The sequence below is a fragment of the Neglectibacter sp. CSJ-5 genome (genome assembly GCF_032490475.1).
In the GTDB taxonomy this organism is placed as follows: Bacteria; Bacillota; Clostridia; order Oscillospirales; family Acutalibacteraceae; genus Hominenteromicrobium; species Hominenteromicrobium mulieris.
The window spans coordinates 463,448-486,424 of record NZ_JAVYJC010000002.1 but is presented as its reverse complement, the minus strand read 5'-3'; the positions used below and the strand labels follow the sequence as shown (position 1 = coordinate 486,424).

The window sequence follows — 22,977 nt, the reverse complement described above, 5'->3', positions numbered from 1 at the left end:
TCGTTTATTATTCCAAGGGTTGTAGAATCCCCTTAAAATCTCTTTTTTCGCATCAGCATTAAAATGCAGGATGCGGAAATCAGTACGAGAGCAATGCCTACCGGCACGCCCATCATGCCGTTACCGCCTGAAGACGGCAATGCAAAACTTTGATTGTTGACCACTGTAACAACCACATCAACGGTTTCTGTACCGTCATCAAGCACCTGCGGCAAGCTGCCGATAAACAAAGGCGCTGCGAGCAATGTGTTGCCGGACTTCGTGCCGGTTTCGGTTAAGCGATAAAGAATCGTCACGGTCTGGTTATCGACCTGTAGCCCATTAAAGGTAGTGACGCCGTTTTCATCGGTTATAAGTGCGCCGTCAACGACTGCACTTGTGCATCCGCCGATGGAAGGCTTGCTGTCTTCCGCTCTGGCTTCTACCGGAGTCCATGTCGCGCCGTCGTCGGTGCTGTACTCAAGCGTAAACTCTACGCCCGGTATAGCATTGCCATCGGCATCGACCTTTTTAGCTGTAATGGAGCCCACGCTCGGGGTGTTTTCCTGCGTAACTTCTACGATCTGCTCATCGTGCTCGATTGCAAAGTCATGCACGGCATCATCAAGTTCATAACCCTTCGGAGCCATCACCTCTGACCAGTGGTATTTTCCGTAAAGGATCGAGTCTACCTTGATTTTTCCGTCCGGCCCGGAAGTTTTGGTTGCAATTACATTACCGTTATCGTCTATAATCTCAAACTTCGCGCCTTCGAGCGGCGTCACACCGTCGTGGTCTACTTTAAGGATTTCAAGCGTGCCGCGTGAGATTTTGTTGTAAAAACGAACCTCTGCCGTCTGCCCATAGGTAAGCGTTACCGTCTGTGCATCCGGTGTGCGATATTTATCCGGCACGTTGATTTCTTCGACCTTGTACTCATACAGCTGCGTTGCATCTGCATCGACGTATACAGGCATCTGATCTGTAATGATCTCACCGGCCGCATTTGTGGTGTATGTTTTACTGTACCCATCCGAGAGTCTCGTGATCTTGAAAGTGAATCCTTCGAGCTTGCCGTCTTCGGAAGTTTTTACGATCTTCAGCTGTGCTTTCTTAAGCTCGTTTGTGAGCGTCACCTCATACGTTTTGCCGTTTTCGTGGACGTCAACATCCATGTCTTTCAATTCACGCCCCGGCACACCTTTGACCTGATGCAGCGTATACGTGCCGTAAGGCAGGTCTTTGGTGGTTGCCTTGCCATCCGCCCCGGTCACAAGATAATCTCGCTCTGTGTCCTTTGCTGCATTGTAGCTGCCTGCGCTCTTGAGATACACCTGATATTCAGCGCCTTGTTCAAGCTGTGCATCCGCACCGAGCATTTCAATCTGCTTGGTGATCTGGATGTGTCCTTTAAAGACATCTTCGGTGAAATCTTCGGGTTCGAGGTCATATTCAATTTTCTCTGTTTTGGTTGTTGTAACGTAGGTGTGCACACGGGGATCCAACTTGTATCCTGCTGGGGCTGTAATTTCTCGTACAGTTACAGTCACACCAATCGGAAGACCTCTAAGCGTTGCAGACCCCGAGCTATTCGTCGTAACGATGTTTTCAACGGTTTTTGTGCCGTTGACATAGGTCACTTTATACTGCGCTCCCGCTAACGAAGCGTTGCCCTGTGCCACACTGGTATTGGTTTCAGAATCCTTTTTCTTAACCGTAAGACGAATGGTCGTTGGGTCATCCACCACATTCATTGTTGCCGAGTTGTAAGCAAGATAGAACGAATGTGGCGTCGTATCTTTCACATATCCGGGAGGCGGAGTTCGTTCCAAAATTGTATAGGTCGTATTTGGAATAAGAGTTCTACTTAATGTAGCCTTTCCCGACGAGTTAGTTGTGAACGATGCAACCGGCGTACCCGTAGCAGAATTACCTTCATACACATCGTACACAGCTCCGGCGAGACTATAATTGCTGTTGCCTGCCGTGATCGACGTGTTAGCGCTCGTTTTGGTTAGTGTCACCGTCTTAATCAAAGGCACATCGCTAACATTCAGAGTTGCGTCAGCATTGTTGATCCTAACGGTATGCCTTGTCGTGTCCAAGGCATACCCCGGAGGCGCTTTGGATTCCACGGCGGTATATGTGCCGTTTTTTAATTTCACGCTTGAAGTTCCCTTACCCGACGAATCGGTGGTGATGGATGCAACTTCCGTACCTGAACTGTTATAGATTTTATACACGGCTCCGGCGAGGCTGTATCCACTGTCGCCGTTTGTGATAGAGACATTGGCACTCGTCTTCGTGAGGTTAATACTATACTCCAATGGTATCGGAACATCTGATACATTTAATGCAGCGTCTCCGTAAGAAATCGTTACCCAATGCGTTGTTTCGTCCTTGTAGTAGTTTTTCGGAGAAGTGGTTTCCTTGATGGAATACCGTCCGTTTTGGAGGGCAACATTTGTGTATCCGTATCCCGATGCGTCCGTGGCTATAGTCGCTACTGCTGTATTGCCGCTGTAAACGGTGTACACAGCACCCTTAAGGCTGTATCTATTATCACCATTAGTCATAGATGTGTCAGCACTGGACTTTTTTAGATAGATGTAATAGGACGGTGTAACCGTCTGCACTTTGAGATAACTGCGTACCGTTTTAGTCTTGCCAAGTGGTGTGGCTATGAGCTGAATCGCGGAATCTGTGCATTTCCACCAAGCGAGGTTGCTGTCATCGCCTATGGTACGCGATCCCGTTGCAACAACGCCCGACGGATACTCTTTTGTGGTCGAGATTGTGAGCTTATTGCCGTTTTTCGCGAATGTAATACCGTTATAGGTGTACGTATAATAGGCAGCAACAGCTTTGCTGTCCGTGACGGTTGCTGTATACTTGCTGCCATCCCAATACAGTTTTGTTGTCGTCGAAAAGCTGGATGAGCTGCTTGAAGCAAAGGAGGGAATCGTATAAGCATTGAGCAGCTTGGCTTTGACCTCAGCGTAGTAGCTGCGAACTACTGTAGGGTTATACGCATTTTTGGCAACGGTTTCAAGGTCGGTATCGACCTGCGATTTCCATGTCCAGCTTGTATTGCTGTGCTTGGTGATGTAGTTTTTTTCGGCTGCCCAGATCAGGTATTGCGTGACAAGCCATTTTGCAGTTTCATTGGCGTAATTGCCTTTATAACCGCTGCCTTGTGCATTACCCCAATCGGACTTATCCAGAGAATTTGTTTCATGAAAGCCTTCCGCCAGGATAGCCTTCATAGTCGTCTGCTGCGGCACAGTAAACGACGACCATGTAAAATCTATGCCGCCCCAAATTAGCTTATCTTTTTCGAGACAATATGCTGGATATTCAGTTGAGCCGGACTTAATCGTCTTTGTGGGCAGATGACCTAATGAGCCGGTCACTGTTGTCGTCGTTTCTTTGGCGAGCGAATAATAATGTATAACGGATTTGCCTGTATTGCCAACAGCAGTAGGCGATATTCCCGCCTCTGTATCGGCGGCATAGCCCATAATCCACTCGCCCGGCATTGTCCACAGGTATTCTGCCGGATCGGCTTTACCCTCCGAAGTGATGACTTCAAAGTGCAAATGCGGGCCGGTAGCATTTCCCGTGCTGCCGACACGCCCGATGCGCTGCCCGCGCACAACCTTTTCGCCTTGCTGCACATTGATCTCAGATAAGTGTGCATACAGCGTCGTATTGCCGTCCGCGTGCCTGATCTCGACCATGTGACCATAGCTCATCATGCCGGTGGTGTCATACGACCCGTCCCAAATCTGCACATAGCTTACAGTGCCATCCTCTGCCGCATATACAGGCGATCCGCTTGATGCGGCAATATCTATCGCCTTGTGCTCGGCGCTGTATTCCTGTGTGATTTCACTGCTGTTCGGCACAGGGAACAGGTAGATACATACCTTATCTACATTATCCAATACGTCGTGCTCAAGCTTTACTGGGTTCACCACCGGCTGTGGTGACGGCGTAGGCGTCGGCGTTACAGCAGGGGATGTGCTCGGTACAGCGGGCGTAGGAGATGCGGCAGCACTCGGCTCCGGCGTGCTTGTAGGCGCTGCTGTCGGCGTTGCGGTAACTTCGGGTGTAACCGTAGGAGCTGCGGTAGGCTCTGCCGTCGGGGCCGGTGTAGCGGTACTTTCCGGCGTAGGCGTTGGCTCCTGCGTCGGCTCTGCGGTAGGTTCCGGGGTAAGCTCCGGGGTAGGCTCCGGTGTTGCTTCAATATCTGCCGGAGGAGCTTCCGAAACTTCTTCCTGCCCGGTATCTACATCAAACGAAACTTCAAAGCCCGGACTTTCCGCAAGCACGTCGGCTTCATCCGCCAGAGCACTTAACGGCAGTGACATCGTAAGCATTAACGCCGCAAGCGTTCCGGCCAAAATCCATTTTGCTTTCTTCATTTTTTGCCATTCCTTTCATAGATTTTTGTATATGAAAAAAGCCGCACTCAAAAAGTACGGTTTGAATTTTTGCAGTAAAAAAAGCATCCGAGAAAACGGATGCTTCATGCTGCAATATTCAATTTTTATCTATATTCCCAGTGCCCTTGTTCTTCTTGCGCAGGCTCATCAACTACCCAATGCTGACCCGTCACAATCCAACGTGTATTTCCCGGAACTTGCGTATAACTACCATGATCGTTTCCTTTATCCCATTCTTCATCTGAATGTGCATAAAAATCTTCTACCGAAGAAAATTGAGTTCCACATGCATTACACTGATACACCCAATCGCTCTTCCAGTACCCTTCTTCTTCCCAATGGCCAACTTCTTCCTTTGCAGGAACATCTACGACCCAAACTTTTTCTTTGGGCTTCGGAGTTGCTGTGGGCGCAGCAGTCGGTTTTGATGTAGGAGCTGCCGTAGGCTTAGCCGTCGGAGCGGTTGTGGGTTTCGTGGCGGGGTTAGCCGTTGCAGTCGCAGACGGCTTAGAAGTAGGCTTTGTTGTCGGTGCAGCGGTCGGCTGTACGGTAGGTTTCGGCGTTGCAGTGGCCGAGGGTTTTGCAGTCGCGCTGCTGCCGGAAGACGGTTTGCTCACAGTATTGCTGCCGGAGCTGGGCTTCGTTGTGGCAGACGGTTTTGCGGCTGAACTCGGCTTCGATGCTGTGCTGCCGGAAGAACTTGAAGACGACGGCTTGCTCGTTGCGCTGTTCTCCGTTTTAGACGAGGCAGACGAGCTGCTTCCCTTCGAGCTCTCGGTTTTGCTGCTTTCCGTTTTTGCGCCTGGCGTCGCCGTAGGCTTTGCACTTGCAGTGCTTGAGCTTGCAGCTGGTTTGCTGCTCGCATCGTTCTTTTCCGATACCGTGCTACTTACCGCACTGGATGTGGAGCTCTCCGTTACGGCGCTTTCGGTATTGCTGCCCGCACACGCCGCAAGCGATACCGTAAGCGCCGCCGCCATCAATATTGCTGTGATCTTTTTCTTCATAGTCGTTCACTCCTCATATAGAATATTATAATAGCTTTTTAATTTGATTTCAATGAGAAAAGGAAAAACCGGAAGTACTTCCGGTTTTACAGCTTGATTTCAAATTCTTCTTCAATTTTTGGACTGTGGTGCTGTTCATGGTTCATGGTTAGCGCCAAACCTTCAAGACGTTCGATACGTTGGTCTAATGCGCTCGAAAGACAAACACAGCGTTCGGAGTCGAGATAGGGGGACTCTGCGAAGATTTCGCACACACGGTTTCCAAAGTGCTGTAACGCTTCAAAGTTGACCCAATCGAAAGACGATACGAGTTTAAGTTGTTCCTCATGCGTTTCTTTGAACGGCTTTGAAGGCAAATCAGAGGCCAGCGGACGGATGAGTTTGGTCGGTGTATTACACCAAAGAGATGTACCGGAGTCGTAGATCGGCGCAGAACCGATCCACTCTAAGGAATTGGCGTTTCTAATCGCACCGAAGTTATTATAGTGACGGTCAGTATTGGCGAGTAAATAATCGATGACAATCATTTGGTCTACGGCTTGCTGTGCATTAGAGATGCCAAAGGCGGCACAGCAGTTAAGGTAATGCTGATATGTCGAGAGGTGATTTGCTTTCTTTTGAGACTTCATGATGTAGTCAGCAGAGATAAGTTCCGTGTCCGCATCGATAAAGTCTTCGCAAACGCTGTAAGGATAATCGCCCTGCATAATGATCCGATAGGGAACATGAGGGATGTTGAGCTTTTCCATCAGCTCAGAAGCAATAACTTCATTGTATGGCTCCTGTTGGTTCACGCCACTGCCGCCTTTAATGAGGCAGCGCTTGCCGTCGATGATCGTCCACTTTTTGCGTAGCCAACCATCGGAGGTGTTGTCCGGGGACATCAAATCGATTTTCGCACTGGAGCTGTGACCGCCAAAAAGAATGTCACCGATGTCACGGGAAAAATCATTTGTGAAAAAATTGATCTCAGCCCATTCCAACGAGGAACCTTTCTCCTTGATCCAATACTGATCCGAAAGGCTAAGTCCGTAGCTTTTATCGATAAGCTCTTGCGTGCTGCCGATACGCAGAATAGCGAGCGCTTGTTGGATGCCTTGACGGCTTGCCGGAATGGAACGCCCATACCACCATTTGTTGAGTGCCTTGCGGTCGAGAATGTCGTTCTTGTACGCAATGCCGATTGGAATGTGCGCAGCATTATGCACATCATCCACACGAGTAATCGCGCCGGACGCATCGTCCAGTTCAATATCGACTACGGGTATTTCTTTGTGCATCAATGTGTAGTGCATGGCGACACCTCCTGACTTTTATGAAGCTCTATTTCTATGAGCCTATTATACAGTGTTCGTGAAATCATTTCAAGGCTTTATTCCGCACTGTCCTGCATTGTATCGAACAGAGAAATGCGGCCGGTGGAACGTTTTACGGCTGCAACAGCTTTGCTACGCATTTTATCGTACTCATCTTTCGATAGTTCGTATTCGAATGCGACGATACGTGTTAGCATGTTTGTTTCAACAGCTTGTTTAAAGAGCTGCGAAGATATGCGATCTGTTGCCCGCTGCACAAGTGCTTCGACTTGTCTGCCGTAAATGCCGCAAAGGTAGTCTGTGTTCATTTGATTACTCAAATAGGCGAAATAAAATTTCAAAGCTGCTTCAATTGCTTCGCTTCGGCCGTTTTGTGGATTGAGGTGCAAAAGATCAACAATAGCATCTAACATACGGACTTCGTCATCTGCAAGGTACGTTGAGACCCTCTTTTTGTCAGTAGCCATTTTAAATTTATAGCATCTCCTTTTGCTTCAAATTTCAGTAGTACCACTAGTAGTACCACCGGAATTTGGCTTGAAATCTGAATATTTCGTTTGTTTTATGAAATAGTAGGCGGTAAGGTGGTACTACCGTTCAAAAAGTAGTACCACTTTTTAAAACCCGAAAACCCGCACACTGTGCGGGTTTGTGATGCAGTAGAAACACGAAGTGGTACTACTGCTTTATCCTGCATTCTAAAAAGACACCGATTTGAGAGATTTTGGCGCGTTTTCAAGATGTGAAACAGTTTAAAAATATTACGACCAGAAACCACCGGGGTTTGAGATCGGATTTGACTTGGTTTCGGGCTCCGGTTCCGGCTGAAGCTGTGGGGCATTGTTGATAACCTTTTCTTCGGAAACCGGATCAGAAACGGTTGAAAGTGTTGTGCCTTCAATGTATTCCCGCACGGCTTTTGGAACGATTTTCTTGTACATTTTCTCGAAATACGCTACGAATTCTGCGTCAATATCGATGCCTTTTTGTGTTGAAAAGGTGTGCAGTGCATCGTATTTTCGCTCATCTAAATTGAGCTTTATGGTGAGTTTTTTCATTGTTTTGACCTCTTTTTCTTCAAAAATTTTCGTCGTCGGCACGCAAGGCGTGCCGATTATTAGTAAGGAAAGAATACCCACAAAATTGTGGATCACTCAAAGAATTGCAAAGGATCGAGCCTATTATCGTTGTATCTGATTTCGAAATGGAGATGATTTCCGGTCGAATCCCCGGTGCTTCCGACGTAGCCGATGAGATCACCGGCAGATACAGATTCGCCGACTTTTGCAACACGTTTTGTTTGGTGAGCATATAGGGTAGACCACCCGTTTCCGTGGTCGATTTTTACGAAATTGCCGTAGGAATCATGCCAAGTGCTCATCACAACTGTGCCGTCGGCCGCTGCGTAAATCGGGGTCATTGCCGGTGCACCAATATCGATTGCACCGTGCGAATTTTCGTACATTCCGGTGACCGGATTGTACCGGGAACCGGAGCCGGAAGTGATGTAATCTTTACCGTAAGGAGCGGGGAGAGGCCACTCAAATTCACCCTTTCCCGCTACAATTCCGGCGGAGATTTCTTTAATTCTGCCGTTCTCCAGTGTTACCTTTTTAGTGCCGTATGGGTGTGTTCCGCCGGTCAAATATGTAATGCCAGGCAACTGCATCCAGTACGTCCAACTGCCCTCACTGAGCTGCGTTTTTACTACGCCGTCGTGGTTGCTTTTGGCCTCAATTACCTCACCGTTTCCTATATAAATACCGATGTGTCCGCTCATACAAACGGCCAAACCGGGTGTATCGGGGATAGAGGAAATCTCACCGAAAATGACAGCGCTGCGGAACATTCCGTCTGCGCCGACATCGCGAAAACCATTGGATTGGTAACGGATAATGCCGGTGTCTTCATCAACCCATTCATACGCTTTTATGAGCCCGATGCAGTCAAAAGCAGGCTTTCCGCCGTAGGTTTCGTAGATGAAATTGACCTCGCTGTTGGTCAGATTTGCATCGGAATCCGTGAAAAATCTGGACTGCTGCTGCTTAAGAAATGCCATGGTTACGTCTTGGCCGTAACCGCCATAGATGTAGCCGGAACCGGCATCCAGAGCGTTTATTGCGAAGTTGGTGAGACCGATATTTGTTTTGCCGTCGCTGCTTTTTAAGTTACGGATCAGCGTAGAACGGTCGGCATAACCGGTGGGCATTTGCTCTGCAAGCCGTAGCAGTTGCGAGCGCATGTATGCGTTGATTTTGAGATCAAACGTGTGCTCGATTTTATCAAAAATTTCATCGGAATCGGTTAGCGGGGAGAGCTTATCATCTGAAACAAAGCAGTCAATCAGCTCATCGGTTTGGTTCTTTAATCGGTCGTTATCCGTAAAGATTTTGGCGTACACAGCATAGAGAAGCTTATCGTTTATGCGTGCACCGGAGTCAAAAACAGCGCTGTATTCGTTCAGTTTTGCAGAGAAAAGCTGCGAGCAGTCGAAGCCTAAATCGGTAAAAGTCATTGCACCGCAGCTGCCGAGCAGTGCAGCGGAAACGATAAAAATAGAGATGCAGGCAATAATGATTTTTTGCCATGTTTTGGGGTCGGCTGCGACCAAAGCGAGCTTCGCAATTAAAACCGGGTTTGCCATTTTTCCTCCGAAAAACCGGAAGTACTTCCGGTTTTATAGCATTGTGATTTCAAATTCTTCATGCTGTTCTTGCCTGATTTCTGCACGATTTTGTGTTGCGATTTGCTCAAAATCGTGTATGATTTCTTCTTTTGTAAGCGTATTTTCAGAGCTTTGCTGAATGGATTTTTTCGAGATTTGACGCATCCATTCTGCGAATTTTGGAGAGAGTTCATTGATTTGTGCCACGGAAAAATCGTAATTACCTTGGTTCAGCATAGCACGGGCAGTACGCACATTTTGCTGCAAGGCGGCGAATTGCTCACTTCTTTCGAGCGTGAGCTCATCGGTTTCACCGAGCTTTTCCGAAACGCTCTGTTCGATTTCGGAAAGCGTAACATGCAGATTTAAGTAAGGAATGAACTCGTTTAAGATGTATTCTTTTTCGTGTCTGTCCTGTAAAAGTGCATCGCTGCCGCCTGTTTCTAACAAGTAATTTTCCCACTGAGGGTTCTCGTTGCACAGCGTATTTAGCCGATTGATATGGTCGATCAGACTGCCTTCACCGGTGCCGAAACTCTGTCGGCCTTCATAGCTGCTCGGTTCTCCGTGCAGCATATAATCAATGCGAAAAGCTGCCTTGTGGTAGCAGTTCGGGTACTTCTGTTGCGCCTTATCGATTGCTTTAAAAAGTTCGTTTGCACGCGATAATCGCATGGTCTGGCCGTCGTGCAGACGCTTGCTTTCCGTCCATATAACGGTTACGGTCGGCTCCTTTTTCATAGCCTGTTCACGCTTCAGTTCAGCAGCTTTTTGGGAAGAAATGATCTGCTGCGGTATTACGCCTGCGAGAGAAAGTTCCTGTTCCATTGTCTCAATATGTTGCTGAAATTTTTCGCGAACCGGTGCTAAAAGTGCATCGATTTTTACTTCCGGCTGTGCCTTAAGCAACTCTTGGTAGCAGGCTGCAAGGTGGCTTTTTCGGGCGTTACTGGGCTCAATTCCGAACGTTTTTCCAAACATAATGGAGAGACCGTCGGCTTCAAATTCACGCTGCATGGTAGGCTTTTCTATGTTAGGACTATGCCCCATAAGGTGGTGTGACATTTCGAGCAACAATGTATCGAGCTTCTGTGTGTCGCCGAGTAATTGGTTAATATGGATGTGCTTGTTGCGCGGGTTATAAGTGCCGCGTGTGCCGATTCCTTCAAAATCTTCTTCGGATACAGGCACGCCGATTTCTTCAGAATAAAGGCAAAGAGTGTTGTAAATATCTTTGTGCTGCGTACTGTTGTATCCTACGCCGCAGAGCTTGGGGTAGTCTTCTGGCGGACAATTTGTCTGCGAAATATCGAACACCGTGCAGGGTTTGAAATAGGTAAAATCACGGCTTTCGAGCATGCCGATTTCAACTTCATGGCGTTGCTCCGGCGAGGCTTTAGATAAAAGAACCCATGTTGGATTTGGCACGTTTGGCTTGAAATAGCGCGTGGTTTCCGGCCGATAAATATTAGCACCATGCTCACCTTCCTGCACATAATACCCCAGTTCTTTCCAATGTGTGTATGAGGCAATAAATACGGAATCAGGACGCTGCCGGTAGATCAGCATTGTGTTTCGTGAAGAATATTTGTAAAACTGAGTGCTGAATGCGAGGTATTCTGCGATGTCCTTGGGATCGTTTTCCCAGTGCTTTGTGAGCTCCTGAATCTGCAAATCTGCTTCTCTTTGCTTCTTTTCATGATGTGCTTTACGTTCTTCTTCGGAGTAGAAGGTTCTTTTTTTAGGCATCTTCTTGCTCCTCTCCGCGTATCAAGTGCTCAAGTAGGTCATCCGGCAATTCCTTGTAAATTGCCAACACACGATCAAATTGTTCGGGTGGCAGATCAATAATCGGCTTGCATCTGAAGCGGGGATACGGCTCACCCTGATTTACAAATTCATCCGGAATTTCGGTCGTGTAATACAAATCGCCCCACTCATCGGCACAAACGGTAATATTCGCTGTGCTAAAAACGATGGTGACATTTTCTAAAGGCTCATAGCTCATAAATAAATCTTTCCTTTCGTAAAAAATGTATGAAAAAAGGTTTGCTGCCTGTGTGTACAGGTAACAAACCTTTTTGCTGCTTTGTTTTATTTTCATATCTTTTCGCGTACCATCATTAAGGAGTATAGATTTAATAAGAGGGCTTAAAGATATATTTCGAAGAATTGCGTTTAATCAGGCTTTCTACAACGAAATAGCTTGAGATATATCGAAATCCGGTATAGGCGATTCGGAAATAGCCCCAAGCTCCCAGTCGTTGAATTCTTTGAGAGCCTGCATGTTTTGCTCGTATCGTTCTCGCATATCCGGCTCTTGTAACCGTTGCCACACATAGGCGGTAGCAATGCAGTCGGCAGCTGCATTGTGCCAGTTTGAGCCTGTATAGCCGCAAAAATCGGCCATGGCTTTTAAATTCTTCCACTTATAGGTTGATGGTGCGCCATTGTTCGTGCGCAGCTCTCCGTACACGACAGCGCCATCAAGCATGGGGTCGGAAACCATGGCATCCGGTCGGAATCGAATACCGTAGCACTCGAGAAACGGAATATCGAAGTGCTTGCCGTTGTAACCGATAATTGTTTCGGCATTTTGCAGCAGCGCCGCCATTTCGCCGATTTTGTCGATGATACCCGGTGCATCTGCTACCATTTCCGGTGAGATACCGTTGACATTTTGTGCTTTCGGCCATTCGGTTACGCATGCCGGTTTAAACCGGGACTCAAACAAAATGTCCCCATCCGTCGTAACAATTGCGGCTTCAAGTATTTCATCTTCAGCGGGGTTTAAGCCCGTCGTCTCAAGGTCAAAGACGAGCTTGAGATTTGTCGGATTCTTGGGCACTGCCGCACAAATGCCGGCGCATTGCTTACGATAGGCTTCAAGATCATGTTCCATGTTCTGGGTTCCTTTCTTCGTTTAAGTGATCGAAAAAATCGTATTTCTCGTAGATCTTGAGGTCGTACGAGGGCTTGTTTTCTTCCGGCATAGCAAAAAACTGCGCGTAGAGATTACTCTCCGGCGCAGTTTGGGCGGCATTGTACAGCAATGCAAGCAGATACTCTTTAGGTTTCCGTACATTGTTAGAATATTTGGTTATGCGGTAGACGGCCTGCAAATGCTCCGGCGTTAAGCTGTGCAACGCTTGGCATACTTGCGTGCTCGGAAGCACTTGCTTACCGATGCGGACAGTCGATAAGGGAGTAGTAGTAATTTCGCAGATCAAAGAGATGCAGGCTTTCGCAAAATCCTTCGGAACATCTGCATTCATCAAAAAATCAAAATTGCCGTCGCTCTGACTGTCTGTCTTATTATACTCAGTCTTATTATACTCAGTTTTATTAGGTGCGGTTTTACAGAAGTCAAGACTGCGGTTTTTCAGTACTCTTGACTGCGATATTTCCGCACTCTTGACTTCGGCTTTTCCGCAGTCCGGAGTGCGGTTTTTCAGAAGTCCGGACTGCGGAATTTCAGTACTCTGGAGTGCGGTTTTTCCGCGCTCCGCATAATCACTGGGTTTTTCATGACTTTCAGGCTCTTGCTCACCATTTTCTTCGTCTTCATCTTCAAAATCGATACTCATTTCTATGAGTTCAGAATTATCGGGGTAGCGCAGGTAGAGGCGATTTGGCTGATTTAACCCTTGCCGGACTTCATCGAGCAGGCTTACGGATTTGAGCTCCTTAATAATTTTTTGCACTTTATCCTTTTTGCACCCGAGCAGCTTTTCCATTTGTTCACGCTTAAAGTAGAGGTAAGCTTCACCGTTATCGTCGATCCACTTATTTGTAATGCTCAGCTGTACGCGATCTCGCAAGTAAGTATACAGTAGGATTGCTTCGTTGCTGATTTCTGCCTCTACGCGAAGCGCCACAAGCCATTTCGGGAGTTGATAAAACTGCGTGCTGTGCGCATCAGATAGGGTGTAACGCTTAGTGTTCATTTAGAGACCTCATCCTATATGTTTTTAAGTACTTTTCTGTATTTTATGAAAATCTATCAAGAGAGTATATACAATTCTTCAAAAGTTCAAAAACCGGAAGTACTTCCGGTTTTTCTCAGTTCTTCTTTATATGCGGATAGCACAGCTTGTTCGATGCGTTTGTGTGCTATGGGGTTCATTGGCTTAAAAGCAAAGATTTGGCGGCGCTTGCCTTCGCGTTCGGCCAAATGCGGATATAAGACTTGTAACCCACCGTCTGCTCGTCTGGTGATGCGCACACCGTTTAAGGTGTACGCATTATCCAGAACCAAACTGACGTAGCCAAGGTAATAGCCACTGCTCGGAATAGTAACATCGACTTTTGTAACTCTCATTTTGCATCCTGCCTTTCCGGGCAAAGCTCTCCGTCTCGGTACAGCTTGCGGATCATGGTGTCTGCCTCGTTATAGGTGTAGGCGGCAATCGTCTGCATTGCACCGTTTTGTAAAATAAGCTTTGATGATGTGCATTCATAACTGCCATTTAAATGCTTCATAATTAAAGTGCCGCCATGATAGCCGTATTTGGGTTTTAATATATCTTTCACGGCTTCCTGCGGTGTAGGCATCATCTCAACATAATAATCTAACAGATCTTCGCAGTTCCAAATATACCCACTCATGATGACTTTGCGGAGCAGGTCTTCGCGCATTTCCGGGCTTAGAGAGCTCTTTGTGCTTTCGGTCTTGTTCGAAAAAGCGGAAGTACTTCCGCTTTTTGTGGCGTTTGCTACTGTCGGCTGCGTTGCTTTGGCGGCTCGCTCGACTGCGATATTCTGTGCTTCGCCAAATTTGAGCGTTCCGGCAGCAAGATCAACCTTTTCGAGCTCGGTAAGCTGTTCCGACATTGTGCGGTAGGTGCGGACTTGCCGGTCAGAGACATGCATCAGTTCGGCGACACCCTTTTGTATGCCACCTTTAAATTCACCGGATGCCTTTAGCTCATTCAGCAACTCTCGGTATTCTTCATAAAGTGTTAGCTTTTGCTCGGCCGTGTAATCGCGTCCGCCGTTTGCGATGTGCAGCATGAGTTGTGCACGTCCGGCCGAAACGCCTTCAAAAATTCTGCACGGGATTTTGTTCCAGTGTAGGTACTGTGTGATGGCGCGGTATCTGCGTTCACCGGAAAACAGCTTGTAACGATTGCCGGACTGGATCACGCCGAGAGGATTCAGCAAACCGACGGTTTCAATTTGATCTGCTAAGTCGCGGATGCTGTCATCCGTGTCGTTTGCGGCGTATGTGTTTTTGTTTGCAAAGTCGATCAAGGAGACGTCGATCAGCTCATCACGTGCAATACCGGCATTTTCGTTGGCCAGTTCCTTAATGGTGCTCAAACCGGCATTGATGTTTCCAAGATTTAGCTTTTTCATTTCTCGACCCTCCCGATGATTTCGTTTACGACCGCTTGGTAATCGATATTACCGTTGCAGTGCTTTGCATATGTATTGATAGGCTCGTGCGCGTTGATGGCGCGGCTCAAAGTGATGTTCTTACGCACGGTTGCGCTGAAAAAAGGAATGACGTCCTGCGATTGCAGGGCGTCGCGGTAAATGGCTTTTGTTCCATTTTTTTCATCCATGATAATTAAGCCGCCAAGTAACCGGAGGTGCGGATTGATCGTTCTGCGAATTTCAATGAGACTTTCGGCTTTGATGCGTAAGCTGTGCAGTGCAAATTCGTCCGGGATCATCGGGATCAAGATGTAATCTGCATAGCGCTGTACGTTTTCGAGAAGTTTATAGCCTTGCGGCGGACAATCTATAATAATGTAATCGTAGTCGCTCTCTATCGGTGTAAGGAGCTTAGAGAGCAGATCGTTGTATGCTCTGCCGCGAAGCTTATATTCAGTGAGCATTTCTTCGAGCCTCATGGATTTTGTGTTCGATCTCAATACATCTACACCAAAATCGGTTTTCACTATGGCGGCATTCACCGGCCAAACACCGGTGATGGCGTCATATAAGGACGGATCATCGGCATCATACAGACCATAGTACATGGTTGCGTAGCTCTGCGGATCAACGTCCGCAAGCAACACACGGTAGCCGCGTTCGGCAAGAATGGCCGAGATGTTGACGGCACTTGTGGTTTTTCCGCAGCCGCCTTTTTCGTTCGTGATAGCAATTTTAATTGACATGTAAATGTCCTCCTGTAATAAAGTCTCCGCATTGCTGTACGGGTAAAATATGAAAAAACCGGAAGTACTTCCGGTTTTTGGCTGAGTAACAATTTTTGAATATGACAAAGGAGCAGCCTTTCGGATGCTCCTTCGTTTAGTCTTAAATGGTTGTACGGGATGTGATTCCCTTATTTCTTTACACATTCCCGTAAAATTACGCATATTTTACGGGAATGAAATTTAAGATACGGGAATCTAATTTAGTCTAAAGTAACAAGTGTTTTTTCCGTTACCTTCTCTTTTAAGCTCACCGAAGGCAACCAATTCTCGCAATGCCTTTTCGATGGCGCTATCACTGAGGGTTGGGCAAAACTCTCGAATATCTTGCTTGTTAAATCGACCAACCTTGTGTTTGCTAGCTTGCCGTACCATTTCACGTGATGTGAGCTTTTTTTCTACAATGACTATTCGATCTCCAAAATCTCTGTATGCTGAAAGGATAGTGCCGAGGATGTACTTAACAAATGGTAAGACGTCTTCTGTCCCAGTATGCCATCCAGTTTGAGATTCGGCAAGTGCATTATAGTACAAATCTTTATTTTTTGCTATCTTAGCCTCCAGTGAAATGTATTTCCCAACATAAAATTCATTCTGATATAGTAACAGAGTGGTGAGCAGTCGGCTCATTCGACCGTTGCCGTCATTAAACGGATGGATACAAAGAAAGTCATGAATGAAAACAGAAATCGCAATAAGTGGCTCAAGTTCCATGTTTCCAATCACTCGGTTGTATTCCTCACAAATTCTATCTAATGCTTCTGGTGTTTCATACGGTGCGAGAGGGGTGAACAGTGTCTCAACATGTCCGTCAGGGTAGGTAGCGCTGATATAGTTTTGTACGGTTTTTGTACGGCCTGCAAGAGGGTTGTTCATATGACCATAAAGAATTTTGTGAAGTTGTAGAATGTAATTTTGTGTAATGGGAATTGCATCAAAGCTTTCATGAATAATATTCAAAGCATCACGATAACCTGCGATTTCCTGTTCATTACGGTTTTTAGGTGTCGTCTTTTCTTCAACAAGTTGGCGAATACGAGTGTTCGTTGTTACGATGCCTTCAATGGCATTCGATGCTTCGGTGCTCTGTATTTTTGCAACATCTATAAGTTTTTCTAGATCTTCTGGTTGCTGCTGCAAATACAATTCTTGCTTTCCCGCTTCTTTGTATATAGCTGCAATCAATCCCAAAATCTCAGAATCCCATTTTTGGTTTCTAATTGCAGAGTAATTAAAAGACCTCACTCGCTTACACCTCCCTGTAAATGATTGTGTGTGTTATCACTCTGTTTTATTCCCGGTAAGCATTGTTCATTAAATGATCCGGAAGTTTTACTTCAAAGGGAAGACCTCCACAAAGAACGCATTGGTTCAGAAAAGCATTCACTGCACTCGACATATCAAGCCCCAAACGATTGAATAAGTCGTTTGCTTGCTTTTCTATATCAGGATCGATATAAATTTGGATAAATTCATTCGACATATTCTTGGCCTGCTTTCAAAGGGTAGCTCTTAATATATTTCTCGCCTATGCCCAACAGACAGTGCGAGAATGACTAAACGTCCGTCATCAATTTCGCAAATAAGGCGATAGTCACCTATTCGATACCGCCATTGGCCGCTACGGTTAGCGACCAAGCCTTTTCCGTGGCGGCGTGGGTTTTCTTCGCCAACAAGATTCTTGTCAATCCAACCTTTAATCATGCGCTGCGTATACCTGTCGAGCTTCTTGAATTCTTTATCGAATCTGGAGGTCGTTTCTATAACGTAAATACTCATAAATCCAACTCTTTCCAGAGCTCAGATATAGGTCTGCTCTTGCGGCCATCGTTTACATACTCATCGTAAGCTTCTTGTGCAACCGTAAGGTCATACTCATCTTCTATTTTTTCAAATAGAGCTTGCTTGAAGGCTTCACCGAGAGATATTGCGTGAATTCGTGCATAGCTTTCTGCAAGATTCTTTTCTTCAGTAGTCAATCTAATGGAAAAACTCATATAATCATCTCCTTGTAGTACATTGTACTACTTATCTGAATCTTTGTCAACTGATTTACTATATTGTTTGAAAATGAATTAGTTTTATGAACCTAAACAAATAATTACAATCGAGCTAAGGGAAGCACCTGCCTTACAAGCAGGGGGTCATAGGTTCGAGTCCTATTGTCCCCACCAAATGTGGCCCGGTAGTTCAGCTGGTTAGAACGCTAGCCTGTCACGCTAGAGGTCGACGGTTCGAGCCCGTTCCGGGTCGCCACATTTGCCTCTGTAGCTCAGTTGGTAGAGCAGGGGACTGAAAATCCCCGTGTCATTGGTTCGATTCCGATCGGAGGCACCATATGCGGACGTAGCTCATCTGGTAGAGCGCCACCTTGCCAAGGTGGAGGTAGCGAGTTCGAGCCTCGTCGTCCGCTCCAAAAGAAAAAGACGCTGAAGACAAGGCGTCTTTTTCAAAATGGTGACATAGCCAAGTGGTAAGGCGTGGGTCTGCAAAACCCTGATTCCCCGGTTCAAATCCGGGTGTCACCTCCAGAAAGAAAGCACTTACGTTTGTAGGTGCTTTTTTGTTATATCCGGAAATATTTTGCTTGTGCAGTGTAGGCGAATATGATATGATGAAACTGAAAAAGAGTTCAATTTGCTTTAGAAAAGTGTATCGGAAGATGACATAGAGGACTATGACGGGACGATCATATGTGCAGCTAGGCTGCGTTGGCGTGCGATTGACGGACACATGGGCAATGGGGAGTTCTATAAATCGGTTTATTTAGAATAAGGATATTGCACTTTTTAACATGAAAACTACACGAAAAAGAAATACTTTTTTCGGTATTTTGCGAATTTTTTGCTTTACCGGAATAAAGGGGCAGCAGTCGCTTTACAATTTGTGGAACCGGTGCTATACTGCATAAAGACCGATTAAAACGAGAGGATAAAAGAAATGAAGAAACAGCTTTTACATTCCGGCTGGCAGCTGACGACCGTCGGAAAAAATGACACGATTCCTGCGACCGTGCCGGGCTCCGTGTACAATGACCTGCTGAACGCGGGTCGCATGGAAGACCCTTATTGGCGCGACAACGAGATGAAAGCGTTGGCGCTGATGGACGAGGACTACCGCTACAATACGACGTTCGACGTGAATGCGGACGTTTTGAACAGCGAGCGCGTCCTACTGCGCTGTGAGGGCCTCGACACCATTGCCGACATCGTTTTGAACGGCGAGAAAATCGCGAGCGTGTGCAACATGCACCGCACGTGGGAATTTGACGTAAAAGATAGCCTGAAAACGACCGGCAACACGCTTGAGATCGTGTTTCACTCGCCGACAAAGTACATCAAAGAGCAGGATAAGATCTGCCACGCGGGCGGCAGCGACGACGCAATGGTCGGCTTCCCGAACCTGCGCAAGGCGCACTGCATGTTCGGCTGGGACTGGGGTCCCCGCCTGCCTGATGCCGGCATTTGGCGCGACATTATGCTTTGCGGCGTGAACGGCGGCCGCATCATCAGCACATACGTGAAGCAGACGCACGGTGAGAACACCGTGACGCTCGGCATTGAGCCGGAGATCGAGACTGTAAACGGCGCGGAGTTGACCTACACCGTGACGCTCACGATGCCGAACGGCGAGGAGAAGATCTACACAGGCTCCCCGAAGGAGATTGCGGTGGAAAACCCGCAGCTTTGGTGGCCGCATGGCCTCGGCGAGCAGCCGCTTTACACGGTGCGTGTCGATTTACAGCGTGACGGCGAGACCGTTGATACGTGGGAAAAGCGCATCGGTCTGCGCACGATGACGATGCACATCGAGAAAGACCGGTACGGCGAGAGCTTTGCGCATGAAGTGAACGGCGTGACGTTCTTCGCGATGGGTGCGGACTATATCCCGGAGGACAACATTCTGCCGCGCACGAGCCCGGAGCGTACGAGAAAGCTCCTTGAGCAGGCTGTGGTGGCAAACCACAACTGCGTGCGCGTATGGGGCGGCGGCCATTACCCGAGCGATGCATTTTACGATGTATGTGACGAGTTGGGCCTCGTCATTTGGCAGGACTTCATGTTTGCTTGCGCACATTACAATTTGAGCGACGAGTTTGAAGAAAATCTCCGTGCGGAGTTCAACGATAACATCAAACGCATCCGCAGCCACGCTTCCCTTGGCCTGTGGTGCGGCAACAACGAGATGGAGATGTTCACATTCTTCGGCGGTTTGGCGCTTATGCCGAACAACCCGACGGGCCACCCGCCGATGTGGGAGCTGACCCCGAAGCAGAAGGGCAACTACACGCGCCTTTACGAGTACATTCTGCCGAAGACCGTAAAAGCGCTTGACCCGCAGACGTACTATTGGCCCTCAAGCCCGTCCTCCGGCGGCGACTTTGACAACCCGACCGACGAGACGCGCGGCGATGTGCACTACTGGGACGTTTGGCACGGTAGCCTGCCGTTTACGGACTACCGCAACCACAACTTCCGCTATGTTTCCGAGTTCGGCTTCCAGGCGTTCCCGACGCTGAAAACGGTCGAATCCTTCACGGAGCCGGAAGACAGAAATATTTTCTCCTATGTCATGGAGAAGCACCAGCGCAACAACGCGGCGAATAGCAAGATCATGACGTATCTCGGCCAGACGTACCGTTACCCGACGGAGGGCCTCGGCACGCTGCTGTATACCTCGCAGCTTTTGAGCGCCGAGGCGATGAAGTACGGCGTAGAGCACTGGCGCCGTCATCGCGGACAGTGCATGGGCGCGATCGTGTGGCAGCTGAACGACTGCTGGCCGGTTGCTTCTTGGTCGTCTATCGACTACTTCGGCCGCTGGAAGGCGCTGCACTACTATGAAAAGCGCTTCTTCGCGCCGGTGCTGCTCTCCTGCGAAGAAAAGGGCTTCTTGGATGACCCGAACCCGAACCGCGAGTGTCGTGACTTGAACACCGACACCGTAAAGAGCATCCGCCTGAACGTCTCCAACGAGACGATGCAGCCGCAGACGGTCACCGTGAAGTGGGAGCTGCGCAATAACCGCTCCGAGGTTCTGCGCGACGGCGGCGAGGTGGAAATCACCGTGCCCGCAATGGACACCGTGTGGCTCGATACCGTAGAACTGCCGGAAGCGAACATGTTCACCGACCATGTGCACTATGCGTGCTACCAGAACGGCGAGATGATCTCCGAATCCACCGTGCTGTTCTCCGTGCCGAAGTATTACGATTACATCGACCCGCAGCTTTCCTGCCGTGTGGTGGGCGATGAGATTATCGTTTCCGCAAAGGCATACGCGAAGAGCGTGGAAGTACTGAACGAGAACGAGGACTGGGTGCTTGAAGACAACTACTTCGACCTCGAAGCCGGTAAAGAGCGCCGCATCCGCATTGTGAGCGGCGATGCGAACGGTATTCATATGCGCAGCGTGTATAACATTCGCTGATTTTGCGTTAAAACTAAAAAGACAAAAGCCGTTACAAGACAGAGAATAGCTGTTTTGTGACGGCTTTTTCAAGTTTCCCTGCATTTTCTCTTGCAAAATATCGTGCGTTTGCGTATAATAGATAAAGAAATTGAAATCGTAGTGTAAACTAACTTGCGCTGTTATGATTTTGAAAGATACATGAAGGAGCGATAAAAATGATTAGAATCGGCATTGCCGGATACGGAAATCTTGGCCGTGGCGTGGAAAGTGCGCTTTCCCACACGGAAGATATGGAGCTTGTGGGCGTTTTCACACGCCGCAGCCCGGACAGTGTGAAGACGAAGACCGGCGTGCCGGTTTATTCTATGGAGCAGGCAAAAAACATGACGGATAAGATTGACGTCATGATCCTGTGCGGCGGCAGCGCGAACGACCTGCCGAAGCAAACCGCAGAGCTTGCACAGTATTTTAATGTCATCGACAGCTTTGACACGCACGCGAAGATCCCGGAGCATTTTGCGGACGTAGACGCGGCCTGCAAGAAGAGCGGCCACCTCGGCATGATTTCCGTCGGTTGGGACCCGGGTATGTTCTCTCTGAACCGCCTCTATGGTCAGGCGATTTTGCCGAACGGCAAAGACTACACGTTCTGGGGCAAGGGTGTCAGCCAGGGTCACTCCGATGCGATTCGCCGCATTCCCGGCGTACAGGATGCCCGCCAGTATACTATCCCGGTGGAGAGCGCGCTTGAAAGTGTGCGCCGCGGCGAGAACCCGGAGCTGACGACGCGCGAGAAGCACACCCGAGAGTGCTTTGTCGTTGCCAAAGAGGGTGCGGACAAGGCTGCCATTGAGGAAGCCATCGTCACGATGCCGAACTATTTCTCCGATTACGATACGACCGTACACTTCATCAGCCAGGAAGAGCTTGACCGCGACCATTCAGGCATTCCGCACGGCGGCATGGTGTTCCGCACCGGTGTGACGGGTCTGAATGGCGAAAACAAGCACATCATCGAGTATAAGCTGACGCTTGATTCCAACCCGGAGTTCACTTCCAGTGTGCTCGTAGCGTTTGCCCGCGCGGCATACCGCATGCACAGTGAAGGTCAGGTGGGCTGCAAGACCGTCTTTGACGTTGCTCCGGCGTATCTCCACCCGGAAAGCGGCGAAGCGCTCCGCGCAAAGCTGCTGTAAGGTTCATGCAAGTTTATAATTAAAACGAAAAAAGCTGTTCCGCGTGAAAACGGAGCAGCTTTTGTATGTTTAATATGTTTTGGAAATGTCTGCCTGAAGCTCGTCAATCTTATCGCGGAGCTTTAAAAAGTCGTCGAACGCGGCGGGCTTTTGTGCGGGATTGCGCAGCAGGGCGGCGGGGTGGAGGGTTGCCGTCATGTAGATGTTGCCTTTTTTGAAAAACTGTCCGTGCTCGCGTGTGATCTTGAAATCGGGTTTGATGATGCGCATGGCGGCGATACGGCCGAGGCATACGATGATCTTCGGACGCAGCAGGGCGGTTTGATTGCGCAGCCAGTCCATGCAGGCTTCCTGTTCCTCCTGCAAGGGGTCGCGGTTTTGCGGCGGGCGGCATTTGACGATATTTGCAATGTAGATATTCGTGCGGCGGTCGAGGTCGACGGCGGCGAGGTATTTATCGAGCAGCTGACCGCCTGCACCGACGAACGGCTCGCCTTGCAAATCTTCGTTTCGGCCCGGGCCTTCACCGATGAACATGACCTTCGCGCGCGAGTTACCCACGCCGAACACGACATTGGAGCGCACTTCGCACAGGCTGCACTTGCGGCAGTTCAGGCAGTTTTCTTTCAATTCTTCCCAGTTTTCAAACATATTTCACACCGACTTTTCGCGTTTTTTCAAATTACGGTCTTTTCTGCATTAAGTTTATCATAAATCGGAGAAAAAACATAGCCCAAAACTTGTATTTTCTGTCGGTTCGTAGTAAAATAGAAATACAAAATCCGGAAAG

Annotated in this window: 21 protein-coding genes and 4 tRNA genes; 8 read left to right on the top strand and 17 right to left on the bottom strand. The window is 48.2% G+C overall.

Features of this window, described 5'->3' with window-relative positions; translation table 11 throughout:
• Positions 1-32: 32 nt before the first annotated feature.
• A complete protein-coding gene (locus tag R2K26_RS06450; protein ID WP_316519284.1) occupies positions 33-4,406 on the bottom strand; it encodes a SpaA isopeptide-forming pilin-related protein in 4,374 nt (1,457 codons plus the stop codon).
• Positions 4,407-4,437: 31 nt separating this feature from the next.
• On the opposite strand from R2K26_RS06450, the gene R2K26_RS06445 reads away from it, so the two are divergent.
• Both R2K26_RS06445 and R2K26_RS06440 read left to right on the top strand, forming a co-directional pair.
• Positions 4,438-4,860 (top strand): hypothetical protein, encoded by a 423-nt coding sequence (locus tag R2K26_RS06445; RefSeq protein WP_316519283.1) that lies wholly within the window; start codon positions 4,438-4,440, stop codon positions 4,858-4,860.
• A 41-nt stretch (positions 4,861-4,901) separates the two neighbouring features.
• Positions 4,902-5,465, top strand: coding sequence for a hypothetical protein (locus R2K26_RS06440; protein WP_316519282.1), 564 nt, complete (start codon positions 4,902-4,904; stop codon positions 5,463-5,465).
• Between the two features lie 55 nt (positions 5,466-5,520).
• Here the strand turns inward: R2K26_RS06440 and R2K26_RS06435 are convergent, their stop codons facing one another.
• The 15 genes from R2K26_RS06435 to relB form a co-directional block, all read right to left on the bottom strand.
• A complete protein-coding gene (locus R2K26_RS06435; protein WP_316519281.1) occupies positions 5,521-6,729 on the bottom strand; it encodes a HipA domain-containing protein in 1,209 nt (402 codons plus the stop codon).
• Positions 6,730-6,806: 77 nt separating this feature from the next.
• Positions 6,807-7,217, bottom strand: coding sequence for a hypothetical protein (locus R2K26_RS06430; RefSeq protein WP_316519280.1), 411 nt, complete (start codon positions 7,215-7,217; stop codon positions 6,807-6,809).
• A gap of 294 nt (positions 7,218-7,511) precedes the next feature.
• The gene (locus tag R2K26_RS06425) at positions 7,512-7,808 is read right to left on the bottom strand and encodes a hypothetical protein (RefSeq protein WP_308449912.1); all 297 of its coding nucleotides are present in this window, start codon (positions 7,806-7,808) and stop codon (positions 7,512-7,514) included.
• A 92-nt stretch (positions 7,809-7,900) separates the two neighbouring features.
• Positions 7,901-9,394, bottom strand: coding sequence for a peptidoglycan DD-metalloendopeptidase family protein (locus tag R2K26_RS06420; protein ID WP_316519279.1), 1,494 nt, complete (start codon positions 9,392-9,394; stop codon positions 7,901-7,903).
• Between the two features lie 33 nt (positions 9,395-9,427).
• Positions 9,428-11,164 (bottom strand): LPD25 domain-containing protein, encoded by a 1,737-nt coding sequence (locus R2K26_RS06415; protein ID WP_316519278.1) that lies wholly within the window; start codon positions 11,162-11,164, stop codon positions 9,428-9,430.
• Entirely contained in the window at positions 11,157-11,423 is a 267-nt protein-coding gene (locus R2K26_RS06410) for a hypothetical protein (protein WP_316519277.1), read from the bottom strand. The genes R2K26_RS06415 and R2K26_RS06410 overlap by 8 nt, the downstream gene beginning before the upstream one ends.
• A gap of 183 nt (positions 11,424-11,606) precedes the next feature.
• Positions 11,607-12,317, bottom strand: coding sequence for a 3'-5' exonuclease (locus tag R2K26_RS06405; protein ID WP_316519276.1), 711 nt, complete (start codon positions 12,315-12,317; stop codon positions 11,607-11,609).
• Complete coding sequence (locus R2K26_RS06400; RefSeq protein ID WP_316519275.1) at positions 12,307-13,362, bottom strand: replication initiator protein A; 1,056 nt, start codon at positions 13,360-13,362, stop codon at positions 12,307-12,309. Before R2K26_RS06400 ends, R2K26_RS06405 begins: the two co-directional genes overlap by 11 nt.
• Before the next feature lie 86 nt (positions 13,363-13,448).
• The gene (locus tag R2K26_RS06395) at positions 13,449-13,736 is read right to left on the bottom strand and encodes a septation protein SpoVG family protein (protein ID WP_316519274.1); all 288 of its coding nucleotides are present in this window, start codon (positions 13,734-13,736) and stop codon (positions 13,449-13,451) included.
• Positions 13,733-14,773, bottom strand: coding sequence for a ParB/RepB/Spo0J family partition protein (locus tag R2K26_RS06390; RefSeq protein WP_316519273.1), 1,041 nt, complete (start codon positions 14,771-14,773; stop codon positions 13,733-13,735). Before R2K26_RS06390 ends, R2K26_RS06395 begins: the two co-directional genes overlap by 4 nt.
• Positions 14,770-15,540, bottom strand: coding sequence for a ParA family protein (locus R2K26_RS06385; protein ID WP_316519272.1), 771 nt, complete (start codon positions 15,538-15,540; stop codon positions 14,770-14,772). The genes R2K26_RS06390 and R2K26_RS06385 overlap by 4 nt, the downstream gene beginning before the upstream one ends.
• 237 nt (positions 15,541-15,777) lie before the next feature.
• Positions 15,778-16,824, bottom strand: a complete 1,047-nt coding sequence (locus tag R2K26_RS06380; protein ID WP_316519271.1) for a Fic family protein — start codon at positions 16,822-16,824, stop codon at positions 15,778-15,780.
• Positions 16,825-16,870: 46 nt separating this feature from the next.
• The gene (locus R2K26_RS06375; protein WP_316519270.1) at positions 16,871-17,062 is read right to left on the bottom strand and encodes a type II toxin-antitoxin system RelB/DinJ family antitoxin; all 192 of its coding nucleotides are present in this window, start codon (positions 17,060-17,062) and stop codon (positions 16,871-16,873) included.
• A 29-nt stretch (positions 17,063-17,091) separates the two neighbouring features.
• The gene (locus tag R2K26_RS06370; protein ID WP_316519269.1) at positions 17,092-17,358 is read right to left on the bottom strand and encodes a type II toxin-antitoxin system RelE/ParE family toxin; all 267 of its coding nucleotides are present in this window, start codon (positions 17,356-17,358) and stop codon (positions 17,092-17,094) included.
• Entirely contained in the window at positions 17,355-17,576 is a 222-nt protein-coding gene (gene relB / locus R2K26_RS06365; RefSeq protein ID WP_177715785.1) for a type II toxin-antitoxin system RelB family antitoxin, read from the bottom strand. The genes R2K26_RS06370 and relB overlap by 4 nt, the downstream gene beginning before the upstream one ends.
• A gap of 182 nt (positions 17,577-17,758) precedes the next feature.
• Between relB and R2K26_RS06360 the strand changes: the two genes are divergently transcribed.
• The 6 genes from R2K26_RS06360 to R2K26_RS06335 all read left to right on the top strand — a co-directional run bounded on the left by R2K26_RS06360 (position 17,759) and on the right by R2K26_RS06335 (position 22,187).
• A tRNA-Asp gene (locus R2K26_RS06360) sits at positions 17,759-17,835 on the top strand.
• 5 nt (positions 17,836-17,840) lie between these two features.
• Positions 17,841-17,916, top strand: a tRNA-Phe gene (locus tag R2K26_RS06355).
• Between the two features lie 3 nt (positions 17,917-17,919).
• Positions 17,920-17,995: transfer RNA gene (locus tag R2K26_RS06350), tRNA-Gly, on the top strand.
• A gap of 40 nt (positions 17,996-18,035) precedes the next feature.
• Positions 18,036-18,110: transfer RNA gene (locus R2K26_RS06345), tRNA-Cys, on the top strand.
• A gap of 409 nt (positions 18,111-18,519) precedes the next feature.
• The gene (locus R2K26_RS06340) at positions 18,520-21,009 is read left to right on the top strand and encodes a glycosyl hydrolase 2 galactose-binding domain-containing protein (RefSeq protein WP_316519268.1); all 2,490 of its coding nucleotides are present in this window, start codon (positions 18,520-18,522) and stop codon (positions 21,007-21,009) included.
• Positions 21,010-21,206: 197 nt separating this feature from the next.
• Positions 21,207-22,187 (top strand): diaminopimelate dehydrogenase, encoded by a 981-nt coding sequence (locus tag R2K26_RS06335; RefSeq protein WP_308450024.1) that lies wholly within the window; start codon positions 21,207-21,209, stop codon positions 22,185-22,187.
• Positions 22,188-22,256: 69 nt separating this feature from the next.
• Here the strand turns inward: R2K26_RS06335 and R2K26_RS06330 are convergent, their stop codons facing one another.
• Entirely contained in the window at positions 22,257-22,838 is a 582-nt protein-coding gene (locus R2K26_RS06330; RefSeq protein ID WP_316519267.1) for a uracil-DNA glycosylase, read from the bottom strand.
• Positions 22,839-22,977 lie beyond the last annotated feature (139 nt).

Excerpts from the sequence above, each read along its gene's own strand:
- R2K26_RS06450 (WP_316519284.1), bottom strand. The coding sequence starts at position 4,406 with ATGAAGAAAGCAAAATGGATTTTGGCCGGAACGCTTGCGGCGTTAATG.
- R2K26_RS06445 (WP_316519283.1), top strand. The coding sequence starts at position 4,438 with ATGAAAAAAGCCGCACTCAAAAAGTACGGTTTGAATTTTTGCAGTAAA.
- R2K26_RS06435 (WP_316519281.1), bottom strand. The coding sequence starts at position 6,729 with ATGCACTACACATTGATGCACAAAGAAATACCCGTAGTCGATATTGAA.
- R2K26_RS06430 (WP_316519280.1), bottom strand. The coding sequence starts at position 7,217 with ATGGCTACTGACAAAAAGAGGGTCTCAACGTACCTTGCAGATGACGAA.
- R2K26_RS06425 (WP_308449912.1), bottom strand. The coding sequence starts at position 7,808 with ATGAAAAAACTCACCATAAAGCTCAATTTAGATGAGCGAAAATACGAT.
- R2K26_RS06420 (WP_316519279.1), bottom strand. The coding sequence starts at position 9,394 with ATGGCAAACCCGGTTTTAATTGCGAAGCTCGCTTTGGTCGCAGCCGAC.
- R2K26_RS06415 (WP_316519278.1), bottom strand. The coding sequence starts at position 11,164 with ATGCCTAAAAAAAGAACCTTCTACTCCGAAGAAGAACGTAAAGCACAT.
- R2K26_RS06410 (WP_316519277.1), bottom strand. The coding sequence starts at position 11,423 with ATGAGCTATGAGCCTTTAGAAAATGTCACCATCGTTTTTAGCACAGCG.
- R2K26_RS06405 (WP_316519276.1), bottom strand. The coding sequence starts at position 12,317 with ATGGAACATGATCTTGAAGCCTATCGTAAGCAATGCGCCGGCATTTGT.
- R2K26_RS06400 (WP_316519275.1), bottom strand. The coding sequence starts at position 13,362 with ATGAACACTAAGCGTTACACCCTATCTGATGCGCACAGCACGCAGTTT.
- R2K26_RS06395 (WP_316519274.1), bottom strand. The coding sequence starts at position 13,736 with ATGAGAGTTACAAAAGTCGATGTTACTATTCCGAGCAGTGGCTATTAC.
- R2K26_RS06390 (WP_316519273.1), bottom strand. The coding sequence starts at position 14,773 with ATGAAAAAGCTAAATCTTGGAAACATCAATGCCGGTTTGAGCACCATT.
- R2K26_RS06385 (WP_316519272.1), bottom strand. The coding sequence starts at position 15,540 with ATGTCAATTAAAATTGCTATCACGAACGAAAAAGGCGGCTGCGGAAAA.
- R2K26_RS06375 (WP_316519270.1), bottom strand. The coding sequence starts at position 17,062 with ATGTCGAATGAATTTATCCAAATTTATATCGATCCTGATATAGAAAAG.
- R2K26_RS06370 (WP_316519269.1), bottom strand. The coding sequence starts at position 17,358 with ATGAGTATTTACGTTATAGAAACGACCTCCAGATTCGATAAAGAATTC.
- relB (WP_177715785.1), bottom strand. The coding sequence starts at position 17,576 with ATGAGTTTTTCCATTAGATTGACTACTGAAGAAAAGAATCTTGCAGAA.
- R2K26_RS06340 (WP_316519268.1), top strand. The coding sequence starts at position 18,520 with ATGAAGAAACAGCTTTTACATTCCGGCTGGCAGCTGACGACCGTCGGA.
- R2K26_RS06335 (WP_308450024.1), top strand. The coding sequence starts at position 21,207 with ATGATTAGAATCGGCATTGCCGGATACGGAAATCTTGGCCGTGGCGTG.
- R2K26_RS06330 (WP_316519267.1), bottom strand. The coding sequence starts at position 22,838 with ATGTTTGAAAACTGGGAAGAATTGAAAGAAAACTGCCTGAACTGCCGC.